Here is a 13,856-nt window from a genome sequence, read left to right on the forward strand (position 1 = left end):
ACGATTTCGCCTAGAGCCCTGACGGCCGCCTGCCTATTTATCGACGACGAGGCAGGGCTGGCCGCCCTTTTGCATCGTGGCGCAGAAATCCACGGCTTGCGCCTTGCCGGCAAAGCCACCCGCCTGAAGCCGGGTCAGCTTCGCGCTCTTGACCAGAAGCGGCTCGCGGCTCGCGACCGAGGGATATTTGGCGGCGAGGCGTTTCCACAGGTTGCGCGCGTTCGCTTCGACGCCGAAAGCGCCGAGCTGGGCGCGCCACGGGCTGGCGGGCGCGTTCGTTGCGACTTTTGCCGGGGCCGCTGCCGTCGGCACTGGAGTCTGGACGGGAGCGCTCTTGGCGGGCAGCGGACCGCTGGCGGGCGGCGCGGGATAGCTCGTTCCCGGTGTGGCCGGTTTTGCGGCATCCGCGCTCGCCACCTTGGCGGCGGCGGTCGCCTCGGAAGCGGCATCGGCCGCCGCCTGTGCTGCGGGAGAGAGCGGGGCCGACGGCGCTACTGGCACCGGCTTGATGGCCGACGACGCGGGTTTGGGCGCTGCAGGCGTCGCGGCGGCCGTCGCGGCGAGGCGCGCGCGCTGCTCGCTTTTCTCCATTTCGGGGAGCATCGCGAGGCCGCGCTGGCGCTGTTCGAGCGGGATGAGCCCGTCGAGCTGCGCGAGCCGCGCCGATGCGATCTGCAATCCCGCATCGCTCGCGCGCTTGGTCAACGCATAGGCGAGCGGCCAGTTTTCGGCGGCGAGGTCGCCGTTGAAATGCGCGGTGCCGAGGACATATTGCGCGCGCGGTTCGCCGCGCGCCGCCGACGCCTCGATATAGGGCATCGCCTCCTGCCGCCGGCCAGCGGTGAACAGGACGAGGCCCAGATTGTCCTCGGCCTGCAAATGACCCTGTTTCGCGGCGCGGCGATACCAGCTTTCGGCCTGCGCCAGATCGGCGGGAACGCCGCGGCCGAGCTTATAGGCCTGGCCGAGATTGAACTGCGCATCGGGGTCCCCGGCGAGCGCCAGCGGCCGCCACTCGGCGACGGCGCTCTGATAGTCGCCCTTTTGCCAGGCATCGACGCCGGCCTTCACATCGGCAAGGGCAGGCGCGGCAAGCGCGGCCGCTGCCGCGGCGGAGAGCATGAAAGAGGCGGTGCGGAACGAACGCATGGCTATCTCCAATGACGGGCGTCGCCCCGGCCGGACCCGGGAGCGATCGGCAGTCCCCGCGGCTCCCTGAACGCATAATGGCTAACAGGCTGTTATCGAAAGCCGAGGGTGACGTCGATTTCGGTCCATTATGGGACAAGTCCGTCCTAACGGCGCGTTTACCATGGACGTGGGGAATCCGTTCACGCTCTTTTTATCATCGTTAACCCAATTTTAGCGGCCTGCGTGCCACTTCTCCCGGCGAATTTGGATTTTCAGGGGGACAGTCGTGCGCGTTCTGGCATTGGCTTCACAAAAGGGCGGGTCGGGTAAATCGACCCTTTCGGGCCACCTCGCGGTACAGGCCCAACTCGCCGGCGCTGGCCCGGTCGTGCTTATCGACATCGACCCGCAGGGATCGCTCGCCGACTGGTGGAACGAGCGTGAGACCGATCTTCCCGCTTTCGCGCAGACCACGGTCGCGCGGCTTGCCTCCGACCTCGAAATCCTGCGCCAGCAAGGCTTCAAGCTCGCGGTCATCGACACGCCCCCCGCGATCACCATGGCGATCCAGAGCGTGATCAGCGTCGCCGAACTGATCGTCGTTCCGACGCGGCCGAGCCCGCACGACCTGCGCGCCGTCGGCGCCACCGTCGACCTCTGCGAGCGCGCCGGAAAGCCGCTCGTCTTTGTCGTCAATGCGGCGACGCCCAAGGCCAAGATCACCAGCGAGGCCGCGGTCGCGCTGTCGCAGCACGGCACCGTCGCGCCGGTCACCCTGCACCATCGCACCGATTATGCCGCGTCGATGATCGACGGGCGCACGGTGATGGAGGTCGATCCGAACGGACGATCGGCCGACGAAATCCGGCAATTGTGGACCTATATGAACGACCGGCTCGAAAAGAATTTCCGCCGCACCGTCTTCGCATCGCCGCTGCCGACCCAGGGCAATTACGGCGCCGTTCGTCCGATGGGCGGGGGCTTCGGCCGCCGCATCGCCGGCCAGTAAGGGGAGGGAAGATGATGGGCGAACCCAAACCTCTCGCATCGCTGAGCGCCGGTCTTCTGGCTCGCAAGGGCGGCGCGCGGCCCGCCATGCGCCGCCAGCCGCTCGGCAGCGGCCCCGGACCGCTCGCGGGGGCCGGCTATGACGACCTCGGCTGGAACGACATGGGCTATGACGTCGATCCCGATCAGTCGGAACCGGCGCACCTCGTCGACCTGAAGCCGCTGATGCCGGGGTCGGTGCTGGCGCACAATCTTTCCGCCGAACAGGCGGTCGACGACAGCTTCGAACCCGAACTCGCGCACGACGTGACCGAGGCCGAACCGGTCGCGGCCCGGGAAGAGCCGTTCGTTTCCGAAGCGCCGCCGGTGCCCGAAGTCGTTCGCCAGCAGGAATCGCTGATCGACCGCGTCGCCGCGGTGGCGCGCGAAGTCGAGCGGCGCCCTGTGCAGAAAGCCAAGGCACCGCGGTCCGTCCGCGCCCGCGAAAAGGCTGCCTTCACGCTGCGCCTCGACGCCGAGCGCCATTTGCGCCTGCGCCTCGCAAGCGCGGTGACCGGCCGGTCGGCGCAGCATATCCTGACCGATCTGCTCGACGACTATCTCGCCGCTTTGCCCGAAATCGACGCGATGGCGAGCCGCCTGCCGGCGACGCGTCCGGTGCGCCACGCGGCAAAGGGCTGATCGGGCGCCGCACGAAGCGCCGATGTCACAAGGGGGGACCTTGACGATGAATCGCAACCTGCTGACCAAAATCGCCGTTTCGGGCTTCGTGATCGGCATCGCCGCCACGGGCTGCAGCATGAACAAGATCGCCATGGCGCCGTCGGACACGCTCGGCAAGCCGCAGACCGCGTCCAGATCGGCCGACAGGGCGCGCGAGGCGCTCGAGGAGGGCAAGGTCAGCAAGGCGGTCGCGCACGCCGAAGCTGCGGTTTCGGCCAGCCCGCGCGATGGCCATTATCGCGCGCTGCTGGGTCAGGCTTATCTGGGCGACGGCCGTTTCGCATCGGCCGCAACCGCGCTCGGCGAGGCGATGGAACTCGGCGCCGACGACAGCAACACGGTGATCGCGCTCGCGCTCGCCAATATCGCGCAGGGCAAGCCCGCCGCGGCGGTCGAGCTGCTCAAAAGCCACAGCGACATTGTGCCGGCATCGGACGCCGGTCTCGCGCTGGCGCTCGCGGGCGACACGCAGTCGGCGATCTACGTTCTCACCGGCGCCGCGCGCCAGCCGGGGGCCGACGCCCGCACGCGCCAGAATCTCGCGCTTGCCTTCGCCCTGTCGGGGCGCTGGGCGCAGGCGCGCGTCCTCGCGTCGCAGGACCTGCCGCTCGACAAGCTCGAAGGCCGCATGGCCGAATGGTCGAAACTCGCCGGGCAACCCAGACCCGAAATGCGCGTCGCCAGCCTGATCGGCACCGAGGTTCGGGCCGATTCCGGTATGCCGGTGCGCCTCGCGCTCAGCAATTTTCCGGCCGACACGCAAATGGCCGCCGCCGAAGCGCCCGTTCAGGTCGCGAGCGCCGACCCCGCGCCGGTCGAAAGCTTCGCGCCGCCGCCGCCGGTCCAGCTTGCAAGCGCCGGCGACAGCGCGATCCGCACGGTCGAACTGCCGATGCCGCGGCGCGACGCGAGCGGGGTCGTGCCGGTGACCGAATTGCCGGCGCCCGCGCCGGTGATCCGCGCCGAATCGGAAAACTACCGCCACGCTCCGCGCGTCGCGGGCGCAAATGAAAGCGCCCTGGTCGCGCGCAAGGCCTCCGAACTCGCCGCGCGGATCACGCCGCAGCTGTTCAATGCGAAGGCGCCGTCGGGCTGGGCGGTCCAGCTCGGCGCCTATGACAGCCTGGCGGTCGCCAAGGAAAAATGGGGCGCGATCCAGAAGCGCAACCGCACGCTCGCAGCCTTCCCGGGCGCGAGCTATGCCGCGGACGTCAAGGGCCGCACCTTCTATCGCCTGACGGTCAACGGCCTGAAGAGCCGCGCCGATGCGCTGAGCCTGTGCGGCGAGCTGAAGGCCGTGGGGCAGGCGTGTTTCGTGCGTGAAATGGGCGGCGACGAGGCGATCCAGTGGGCGGCCAAAGCCGGCCCGGTACGCCTCGCCTCGCGCTGAGCGGGTCGTTCGAGGAACAAGGGAGGGCGCGGCTCGCGGGCCGCGCCTTTTCTTTGGGATTGAGCGGCGTGGCGGCTTCCGGGTGGGAGGGGTCGTTCATAAACCCCTCCTCTTCAGAGGAGGGGTTGGGGGTGGTGGCGCGCGGCAGCGCGCAAAACGTCTAGCACCACCCCGCTGCGACTAGCGAGCAAGCTCGCAAGTCTCGCTGCCCCTCCTCTGAAGAGGAGGGGTTCTGTCCGACGTCCGCTCTCCACCCCGATCCAGACATTCGTGAAGCGGCGGGATCGCCCCGAATCACAACGCCCGGGCCTCGTTGCCGAGACCCGGGCGCCTGTGACGAACGTCGCCAGCCCCCTATATGCAGGCCAGGCGAATGGCCTGCACTCCCTGGAGCCGGGCCTTTGGGCCGCGTTGAACCAGAACCCTAGGGCTAGGGCGAAGGATGCACTTTGTCACCCTTTGGGACGCGCGTCGTGATCCTTTTGCCGCGCCCTGTGGCGGATCGGCAACATAATCTGCGAATCATTCGCAACAGGCACTTCTTCGCCGCCGCCATTGCCAGCGCCGTATCACACCCCTAAAGCGGGCGCATGTGTCACCATGCACGCGTTCTGAAGGACCGACCGACCCGATGATTCTGCGTCCTTACGAACGGGCCATCTTCAAACGCTATATGCTGCCGCAGCGCGGCGAAGGGTTCATCTTCGTCGCCGCCGCCTTCAGCTTCATCGCGGTAACGCTGGGCGTCGCCGCGCTCGTCATCGTGATGAGCGTGATGAACGGCGTGCGGTCGGACCTGTTCGACAAGATCGTAGGATTGAACGGCCATGCCGTCGTGCAGGGCTTCGGCGGCCGGCTTCCGAATTGGCAGGAGGTGCTCAGGCAAGCGAAAGCGACCCCCGGCATCACTTCGGCCACTCCGTTGATCGAGCAGCAGTTGCTCGCGACCTCCAACGGCCGCGTCGAAGGCATTTTGATGCGCGGGATGCTTACGTCCGACATCCATAGCAATCAGACGCTCAACGCCAAAGTGCTGCAGGGCAGCCTGGACACGTTGCAGCCGGGGTCGGGCAATGTCGCGATCGGCAGCGAACTCGCCAGAAATCTTGGTGCGCAGGTCGGTTCGACGATCACCATCATCAACCCCTCCGGCCGCGCGACGCCCTTCGGCACGACCTATCGCGAGATTGCCTATCGCGTATCGGCGGTGTTCGAAATCGGCGTTTATGATTTCGACAAGCTCTATGTCGTGATGCCGATGCAGGACGCGCAATTGCTGCTGCTTTACGGCAACGATGTCGGGATGATCGAGGTGCAGACGACCGACCCCGACAAGGTCGGCGCGATATTGGAGCCGCTGCGCGAAAAGGTCGCGGCGCAGGCGGTGATTTCGGACTGGCGGTCGATGAACAGCAGCCTGTTCGAAGCGCTGTCGGTCGAGCGCGTCGCGATGTTCGTCATCCTGTCGCTGATCGTGCTCGTCGCGGCGTTCAACATCGTGTCGTCGCTCATCATGCTGGTGCGCGCCAAGACGCGCGACATGGCGATCCTGCGCACGATGGGGGCGCCGCGCGATTCGGTGCTGCGCATTTTCATGGCGATCGGCCTGTCGATCGGGATCGCGGGCACCGCGGTCGGCATGGTCATCGGCTTTTCGCTGCTCTATTTCCGGCAGGGCGTGCTGCGCGGGGCCGAATTCGTCACCGGCCAGCCGTTGTGGGACCCGTCGATCCGCTTCCTCGCCGAGCTGCCGTCGAAGCCCGACCCGTTCGAGATCGTCGGCATCGCGGTGATGGCGGTCGTGTTCAGCTTCCTCGCGACGCTCTATCCCGCGTTCAAGGCGGCGAACACCGATCCGGTGCAGGTGCTGCGCTATGACTGACGCGACGCTCGAACTCACCGGCCTCAAGCGCAGCTTTACCCAGGCCGGAGTGCGGATCGACGTGCTGCGCGGGATCGACGCGGTGCTGAAGCGCGGCGAGATCGTCGCGCTGCTCGGTCCGTCGGGATCGGGCAAATCGACGATGCTGCAAGCCGTCGGCCTGCTCGAAGGCGGCTTCGAAGGCACGATCCGCATCGACGGCGAGGACGTCACGCGGCTGGGGCAGGGCGAGCGGACGAAGACGCGGCGCGAAAAAATCGGTTTCGTCTATCAATTCCATCACTTGCTGCCCGACTTTAATGCGATCGAGAATGTGGTCTTGCCGCAGCTGATCCGTGGCGCCGAGCAGGCCGAGGCCGAGGAGCGCGCCGCCGACCTGCTCGGCCGGCTGGGTCTCGCCGAGCGGCTGCATCACAAGCCGAGCAAGCTGTCGGGCGGCGAGCAGCAGCGCGTCGCGGTGGCGCGCGCGCTCGCGAACCGGCCGCTGCTGGTGCTCGCCGACGAGCCGACCGGCAACCTCGACGAACATACCGCCGACCGCGTGTTCGAGCAGTTCATCAAGCTGGTGCGCGATCATGGCTCGGCGGCGCTCGTCGCGACGCACAATGAGCGGCTCGCGGCGAAGATGGACCGCGTGTGGCGCTTGCACGAAGGGCGCATCGAGGCGTAGGCTGCCTCCCAAGGTCTGTCATCCCGGCGAAGGCCGGGATGACGATTGGATGTAGCCGGCCTTGCGTTGGGGAGAAAATGTCATGGCCCTCTACGATCTTTCGGCCAAGCTGTCCGGCGGCGGCGCGCAATCGCTGGCGGACTATCGCGGCAAGGTGCTGCTGATCGTCAACACCGCGTCGAAATGCGGCTTCACGCCGCAATATGAAGGGCTTGAGGCGCTGTATCGCGATTATAAGGATCGCGGCTTCGAAATCCTGGCTTTCCCGTGCAACCAGTTCGGCGCGCAGGAGCCGGGCGATGCCGAGGAAATCCGGAACTTCTGTTCGCTGACCTATGACGTCAGCTTTCCCCTGATGGCCAAGATCGACGTCAACGGCGACGATGCCGATCCGATCTTCAAGCATCTGAAGAAGGAAAAGAGCGGATTGCTCGGTAGCGCGATCAAATGGAATTTCACCAAATTCCTGGTCGACCGCGACGGCAAGGTTGTGTCGCGGCACGCGCCAACGACCAAGCCTGAGCAGCTTCGCAAGGAGATCGAGGAATTGCTGGGTTAGCGTTTAGTATATTATTGTTTTAGTTTTATGTTTATAATTTTCTTCCTTCTCTCCGATATGAATGAAATTATATAGCTATCCCCTGCATCAGCCAAGACGAACGATGGGGCTTCTTTAATGTCTTTGATATATATATTAGATTGATTTAGATATTTTTTCGGAAGGTTTATATTTTTAGATAGATAAGGGTAGTATATTTCTTTAATATAGAGAAAAATATTGTCAAAATCTTCAGTAATTTTTAGTGTCTTGTATATTTTTAAAGCGTCTCCCCTTCTGTTTAGAAAGGGTTTGCTTAGGGAGGCTATCCGAGTTTTTACCTTAGTGCTTTGTGATTTTGGATTATCTGTGCATGGATGCTTTGGCCACGGCCAACCTAAATTATCAAAGAAAACACGACCCCCATGCGGGCTTTGGTAGAAAAAAACGAGTGCGCCACAAACAGGACAATGGGCATTTGGGTCCGTGTAAGATTCGCGAGACTGAAACGCTACGGTGGATTTCGGGCCAGATGAGTCACTCGAGCTAGAGCACCAACCACCATGAAGATGTATCGGTGTCGACCTGCCATCAATATACCTAAATTCGATTTCGTCTCCGCAGTTATCGCAATACTGCATGACCAGCCCTTTTTCGCGCATGTCACATGGGGTCGAACCTTACTTATTCGACGTTCAAAACCAGTTAAGATATTTACCGGTCGTATGAAGAGAAGGGGCGAGAGTTGCCCCTTCCCCGAATCGCCCCGTCCGCCTAGCGTCCCCCGATGGCCTACTGCCCCTTCGTTCCGCTTCGCGTCTTTTCCAGCTACACGATGCTCGAAGGGGCGATCGACCCCAAAGCCATTGCAAAGGCTGCGCGCGAGCGGGGGTTTCCGGCGGTCGCGGTCGCCGACCGTAACGGGCTCTACGGCGTCATGGCCTTTGGCGAGGCGTGCAGGGCCGCCGGGGTGCAGCCGATCGTCGGCGCCTTCCTCAGCATCGCGCGGCCGGGGCAGCGGCTGGCCAACGGCGCGCCGCTGATCGACTGGCTCGCACTCTATGCGCAGGACGAGGCGGGCTATAATAATCTCTGCGCGCTCGTCTCGGCAGCGCACCTCGACCGGCCGATCGAGCAGGAGCCGCATGTCGCGCTGTCGGCGCTTGCGGGCAGGACCGACGGGCTGATCTGCCTGACCGGCGGCGGCGAGGGCGCGCTCGCGCGGCTGCTCGCCGACGAGCAGAAGACCGCGGCCGATGATTATGTCGAGCAACTCGAAGCCTTGTTCGGCGGACGGCTCTATATAGAACTCTCGCGGCGCGGCGACGCCACCGAAAAGGCGGCCGAGGCGGCGCTGATCGACCTGGCCTATGCGCGCGCGCTGCCGCTCGTCGCGACCAATCCCGCCAATTTCGTCGAACCGCAATTCCACCCCGCGCACGATGCGATGCTGTGCATCGCGCAGTCGGCCTATGTCGAAAGCGAAGACCGGCGCGCCTCGAATCCCGAGGCGTGGCTGAAGCCCGCCGAGGCGATGGAAGACGGTTTTTCGGACCTGCCCGAAGCGATCCGCAACACGCTGGTGATCGCGCAGCGCTGCGCCTTCATGGCGCCGAAGCGCAAGCCGATCCTGCCGAGCCTCGCGGGCGACCGCGAGGGCGAAGCAGCACAGCTCAAGGCTGACGCCCACGCCGGGCTCGAGGCGCGGCTCGCGCTCTATGAGGGGCTGACCGCCGAGGAGCGGCAGGCCTATGTCGAACGGCTCGATTTCGAGATCGACGTCATCACCCAGATGGGTTTTCCAGGCTATTTCCTGATCGTCGCCGATTTCATCAAATGGGCGAAGGCGCACGATATTCCGGTGGGGCCGGGGCGCGGGTCGGGCGCGGGCAGCGTCGTCGCCTGGGCGCTGACGATCACCGACCTCGATCCGCTCAAGCTCGGCCTGCTTTTCGAGCGCTTCCTCAACCCCGAGCGCGTGTCGATGCCCGACTTCGACATCGACTTCTGCGAAACGCGGCGCGGCGAGGTAATCCGCTATGTGCAGGAAAAATACGGCCGCGATACGGTCGCGCAGATCATCACCTTCGGAAAGCTGAAGGCGCGCGCGGTGCTCAAGGACACCGGCCGCGTGCTCCAGATGAGCTATGGCCAGGTCGACCGGCTCGCGAAGCTGGTGCCCAATCATCCCACCGATCCCTGGACGCTCGAGCGCGCGCTGAACGGCGTTTCGGAGCTGATGACCGAATATAAGCAGGACGACGGGGTGCGCCGGCTGTTCGACATGGCGCGCCAATTGGAAGGCCTGCCGCGGCACAGTTCGACCCACGCGGCCGGCGTGGTGATCGGCGACCGCCCGCTCGACCAGCTCGTCCCGCTCTATCGCGACCCGCGCTCGGACATGCCGGTGACGCAGTTCGATATGAAGTTCGTCGAGACCGCGGGGCTGGTCAAATTCGACTTCCTCGGCCTCAAGACGCTTTCGGTGCTCAAGGAAGCGCGGCGATTGCTCGCGCTGCGCGGGATCGACGTCGATCTCGACACGCTCGCGTGGGACGACCCGGGCGTATACGAACTGCTCCAGCGCGGCGACACGGTCGGCGTGTTCCAGCTCGAATCCGAAGGGATGCGGCGCACGCTGTCGGCGGTGAAGCCGACCAATTTCGGCGACATCATCGCGCTCGTCGCGCTCTATCGCCCGGGGCCGATGGACAATATTCCGCTGTTCGGCGCGCGCAAGAACGGGCGCGAGCCGATCGCCTATCCGCACCCGCTGCTCGAAGGCATCCTCGCCGAAACCTATGGCATTTTCGTCTATCAGGAACAGGTGATGCAGGCGGCGCAGATCCTGGCGGGCTACAGCCTCGGCGGCGCCGACCTGCTCCGTCGCGCGATGGGCAAGAAGATCCAGGCGGAGATGGACGCGCAGCGCGAAACCTTTGTGAAGGGTTGCGGCGAACATAATGGAATCGAGGCGAAAAAAGCGAATGAGCTGTTCGACTTGATCGACAAATTCGCGGGCTATGGCTTCAACAAGAGCCATGCTGCGGCCTATGCGCTGCTCGCTTATCAGACCGCGTGGCTGAAGGCGCATCATCCGCATGAATTTTTCGCAGCCTCGATGTCGTTCGACAGCCACCAGACCGACAAGCTGTCGATCTTCATCGACGATATGCGGCGGCTCGACATCGCGGTCGCGCCGCCGTCGGTGAACGAGAGCGAGGCCGATTTCGCGGTGAGCCAGACCGATGAAGGACTCGCGGTGCGCTACGCGCTCGGCGCGCTCAAGGGCGTCGGCGAGAAAGCGATGGAAGCACTCGTCGCCGAACGGCGCGCGCGCGGCGATTTCGCGAGCCTCGACGATTTCGCGAGCCGCATCGACCCGAAACTGCTCAACCGCCGCCAGATCGAGGCACTTGCCGCCGCGGGGGCCTTCGACGCGATCGAGCCCGACCGGCCGCGCGCCTTTGCCGGCGCCGAGGCGCTGCTCGCCTGCGCGAACAGTTCGGCGCACGAGCGATCGACCGGGCAGGGCGGATTGTTCGGCGGCGACGTCGACCTCGCACCCGTGCTCCAGCTTCCCGCGGCCGAACCGTGGACGCTCGCCGATCGGATGACCCGTGAGAAGGAAGCATTCGGCTTTTATTTCTCCGCGCACCCGGTCGAGCAATATGAGGCCATCCTCGCGGCGCGCGGCGCACGCACCTATGGCGACATCTGCGAAAATGTCGAGATGACGCCGGGCACGCGCGTCCCGATGACGATGGCGGCGATGGTCGAAAGCGCGCGCGCGCGCATGTCGCAGCGCGGCAATCGCTTCCTCAACCTCACGTTGTCGGACCGCAGCGGCCAGTTCCAGTCGAGCTGCTTCGACGAAGGCGCGGGCAAGATATTGGAAGCGCTCGCGGCCGAGGGCGGCTGCGCGCTGCTGTCGGTCGAACTCGATCTGCTCGAGGGCGAAGAGACGCCGCGCGTGACGGTGCGCGGCGCGCAGTCGCTCGCCGACATCGCGGCGAGTGCCGCGCTGCAATTGACGTGCCGCGTCGAACAGGCAAGCGCGGTCGCCGAAATGGCGGCGCTGCTCGAACGGCGCGACGATGCGCGCGGGCGGGTGATCCTGACCACCGACGATCCCGACACGGGTGAAGCGATCCGCATCCACCTCGGCCGCACTTTCGCGCTTGGCCCCGACGTCGTCGACCGGCTGCGGCTGGTCGCCGGGCTGATCGATCCGTCGCTGTCGCTCCATACCCCGCGCGATTTCCGGGTTCGAAGCTGAACAGCACCGCCTGCAAAAGCCGAGGCATGGTGGCGGGCTTCGGGCGGGAGGGGGCATAACAAATCCTCCCCGCTTGCGGGGAGGGGGACCGCCGAAGGCGGTGGAGGGGGTTGTCGTCCTGAGGCAGCGCCTGCGCGAGGACGCCACCCCCCTCCGTCAGCCCTGCGGGCTGCCACCTCCCCGCGAGCGGGGAGGATTGTAATGTCCGCTTCCCACCCCAAGCCGGTTGTTCGCCGCGGAAAAAAACGCTTTCCTACATTATCCGGCTGTGCCAGCCTTCACCCGGCTCTTTCATCCGGTGGATAAAAGCGGTTGCTGTCCAGCTCGCGCGTGCGGCCGCGGCGAGGCGCGCGCGATGCGTTCGGCAATCCTCCCGGTCCAGATCGGGGGACGCAATGGGCTGACCTTTCCTGAACTTTGGAACCCGGCCGCGACGACGAAAGACGGCATGACGGATATCCACCCCGAAGCTGCCATTGCCAGCCGGGTTTCAATCGGCATGCTTCGCCAAAGGGGGAAATTCGTTCCCGACGGAGAAAGCTTTGCCCCTTGCGTCCGCGGCACCGACCACCCTATCCACAAGCCAAACAACAAAGAGGATGCCGATATGGGAATGCAGGGCCAGCCGCTGCTCGTCACCAGCCTGATCGACCACGCCGCGCGCGAACATGCCGGGCGCGAGATCGTGACGCGCTGGGCCGATGGCAGCATGACGCGATCGACCTGGGGTGAGGTAGGCACCGATGCGCGGCGTTTCGCCGCCGCGCTCACGAAGCTCGGGATGAAGAAGGGGGACCGGATCGCGACGCTCGCGATGAACCACGGCCACCATCTCGTCAGCTGGTACGGCACAGCCGGGATGGGCGGGGTGCTGCACACGGTGAACCCGCGCCTGTTCGACGAACAGCTCGTCTATATCATCAACCATGCCGGGGACCGGATGCTCTTCTTCGACGCGGCCTTTCTGCCGATCGTCGAGCGGCTGCGCGACCAGCTCCCCACCGTCGAACATTTCGTGCTGTTCGACGCGCCGGCGCGCGAGGGCTACCTCTCCTACCGCGATCTGGTCGAGGCCGAGGACGGGCGCTTCGAATGGGTCGAACTCGACGAGAACGATCCGGTCGGTCTCTGCTACACCAGCGGGACGACCGGCAATCCGAAGGGCGTGCTCTATGAGCATCGCTCGAACGTCATTCACGCGATCACCGAAATTCAGCCTGACGTCTTCGACCTGTCGAACCGCGCCGTCGTGCTGCCGATCGTGCCGATGTTCCATGCGAACAGCTGGGGCGTGCCCTATGCCGCGGCGACCGTGGGGGCGAAGCTCGTCTTTTCGGCGACCAACGACGCGCAGGTGCTCTGCGACCTGATGCACGATGAAGGGGTGACGCACAGTGCGGGCGTCCCGACGGTGTGGATCGCGATGTTCGCGCATATGGACGCGACGGGGATCGGTTACGGCAAGCTCAGGCGCGTGATCATCGGCGGCTCGGCGGCGCCGCGCGCGATGATTGAGCGCTTCATGCGGGCCGGCATCGACGTCGGCCATGCGTGGGGCATGACCGAAACCAGCCCGATCGGGACGATGGGCAAGCGCCCGTGGAACTGGGACGATATGAGCTTCGACGAACAGGTCGACATGGTCTGCCGCCAGGGCTGCCCGCCCTTCGGCGTCGAGCTGCGCATCGTCGATGACGAGGGCAGCGAACTGCCGCGCGACGGCCGGACGAGCGGGCGATTGCAGATCCGCGGGCCGTGGATCATCCGCCGCTATTTCCGCGCCGGTGAAGATGCGGTCGATGAGGGCGACTGGTTCGACACCGGCGACGTGTCGGTGATCCACCCCGACGGCGTCATGCAGATCACCGACCGCGCCAAGGACGTCATCAAGTCCGGCGGCGAATGGATCAGCTCGATCGAACTCGAAAATGCCGCGGTCGGCGCGCCGGGGGTTCAGGAAGCCGCAGCGGTCGGGGTCTATCACCCCAAATGGGACGAGCGGCCGATTCTGCTGATCGTCAAGAAACCCGGCGCCGATGTCGGCGAGGCGGACATCCTCGATTATCTGAAGGACAAGGTCGCGAAATGGTGGCTGCCCGACGAAATCGTCTTCGTCGACGAACTGCCGCACACCGCGACGGGCAAGATTCTGAAGCGCCAGATCAGGGATGATTACAAGGATTACAGGCTGAAGTCGTTGGCGGAGGCTTGAACCACCCGTCGCCCCAGCGAAAG

The 13,856-nt window shown here is 65.0% G+C and carries 10 protein-coding genes; 8 read left to right on the forward strand and 2 right to left on the reverse strand.

Features of this window, described 5'->3' with window-relative positions; all coding sequences use genetic code 11:
• Nucleotides 1-33: 33 nt before the first annotated feature.
• Nucleotides 34-1,149 (reverse strand): SPOR domain-containing protein, encoded by a 1,116-nt coding sequence (locus CHB69_RS02005; protein ID WP_245836443.1) that lies wholly within the window; start codon nt 1,147-1,149, stop codon nt 34-36.
• A gap of 268 nt (nt 1,150-1,417) precedes the next feature.
• On the opposite strand from CHB69_RS02005, the gene CHB69_RS02010 reads away from it, so the two are divergent.
• The 6 genes from CHB69_RS02010 (at nt 1,418) to CHB69_RS02035 (ending at nt 7,363) form a co-directional block, all read left to right on the forward strand.
• Entirely contained in the window at nt 1,418-2,140 is a 723-nt protein-coding gene (locus CHB69_RS02010) for a ParA family protein (protein ID WP_089214290.1), read from the forward strand.
• Nucleotides 2,141-2,154: 14 nt separating this feature from the next.
• On the forward strand, nt 2,155-2,820 hold the full coding sequence (locus tag CHB69_RS02015; protein ID WP_089214291.1) for a hypothetical protein: 666 nt from the start codon (nt 2,155-2,157) through the stop codon (nt 2,818-2,820).
• A gap of 46 nt (nt 2,821-2,866) precedes the next feature.
• Complete coding sequence (locus tag CHB69_RS02020; protein ID WP_089214292.1) at nt 2,867-4,252, forward strand: SPOR domain-containing protein; 1,386 nt, start codon at nt 2,867-2,869, stop codon at nt 4,250-4,252.
• 631 nt (nt 4,253-4,883) lie between these two features.
• Nucleotides 4,884-6,134, forward strand: a complete 1,251-nt coding sequence (locus tag CHB69_RS02025; RefSeq protein WP_089214293.1) for a lipoprotein-releasing ABC transporter permease subunit — start codon at nt 4,884-4,886, stop codon at nt 6,132-6,134.
• Nucleotides 6,127-6,804, forward strand: coding sequence for an ABC transporter ATP-binding protein (locus CHB69_RS02030; protein WP_089214294.1), 678 nt, complete (start codon nt 6,127-6,129; stop codon nt 6,802-6,804). Before CHB69_RS02025 ends, CHB69_RS02030 begins: the two co-directional genes overlap by 8 nt.
• Nucleotides 6,805-6,886: 82 nt before the next feature.
• Complete coding sequence (locus CHB69_RS02035) at nt 6,887-7,363, forward strand: glutathione peroxidase (RefSeq protein ID WP_089214295.1); 477 nt, start codon at nt 6,887-6,889, stop codon at nt 7,361-7,363.
• A gap of 11 nt (nt 7,364-7,374) precedes the next feature.
• On the opposite strand, the gene CHB69_RS19580 is transcribed toward CHB69_RS02035, so the two are convergent.
• Complete coding sequence (locus tag CHB69_RS19580) at nt 7,375-8,004, reverse strand: hypothetical protein (RefSeq protein WP_141133898.1); 630 nt, start codon at nt 8,002-8,004, stop codon at nt 7,375-7,377.
• A gap of 125 nt (nt 8,005-8,129) precedes the next feature.
• Between CHB69_RS19580 and dnaE the strand changes: the two genes are divergently transcribed.
• Nucleotides 8,130-11,621 (forward strand): DNA polymerase III subunit alpha, encoded by a 3,492-nt coding sequence (gene dnaE / locus CHB69_RS02040; RefSeq protein ID WP_089214296.1) that lies wholly within the window; start codon nt 8,130-8,132, stop codon nt 11,619-11,621.
• A 607-nt stretch (nt 11,622-12,228) separates the two neighbouring features.
• Nucleotides 12,229-13,833, forward strand: coding sequence for a long-chain fatty acid--CoA ligase (locus CHB69_RS02045; RefSeq protein WP_089214750.1), 1,605 nt, complete (start codon nt 12,229-12,231; stop codon nt 13,831-13,833).
• Nucleotides 13,834-13,856: the final 23 nt, after the last annotated feature.

The organism is Sphingopyxis indica, from assembly GCF_900188185.1.
GTDB lineage: Bacteria > Pseudomonadota > Alphaproteobacteria > Sphingomonadales > Sphingomonadaceae > Sphingopyxis > Sphingopyxis indica.

Excerpts from the sequence above, each read along its gene's own strand:
- CHB69_RS02005 (WP_245836443.1), bottom strand. The coding sequence starts at position 1,149 with ATGCGTTCGTTCCGCACCGCCTCTTTCATGCTCTCCGCCGCGGCAGCG.
- CHB69_RS02015 (WP_089214291.1), top strand. The coding sequence starts at position 2,155 with ATGGGCGAACCCAAACCTCTCGCATCGCTGAGCGCCGGTCTTCTGGCT.
- CHB69_RS02020 (WP_089214292.1), top strand. The coding sequence starts at position 2,867 with ATGAATCGCAACCTGCTGACCAAAATCGCCGTTTCGGGCTTCGTGATC.
- CHB69_RS02025 (WP_089214293.1), top strand. The coding sequence starts at position 4,884 with ATGATTCTGCGTCCTTACGAACGGGCCATCTTCAAACGCTATATGCTG.
- CHB69_RS02030 (WP_089214294.1), top strand. The coding sequence starts at position 6,127 with ATGACTGACGCGACGCTCGAACTCACCGGCCTCAAGCGCAGCTTTACC.
- CHB69_RS02035 (WP_089214295.1), top strand. The coding sequence starts at position 6,887 with ATGGCCCTCTACGATCTTTCGGCCAAGCTGTCCGGCGGCGGCGCGCAA.
- CHB69_RS19580 (WP_141133898.1), bottom strand. The coding sequence starts at position 8,004 with ATGCGCGAAAAAGGGCTGGTCATGCAGTATTGCGATAACTGCGGAGAC.
- dnaE (WP_089214296.1), top strand. The coding sequence starts at position 8,130 with ATGGCCTACTGCCCCTTCGTTCCGCTTCGCGTCTTTTCCAGCTACACG.
- CHB69_RS02045 (WP_089214750.1), top strand. The coding sequence starts at position 12,229 with ATGGGAATGCAGGGCCAGCCGCTGCTCGTCACCAGCCTGATCGACCAC.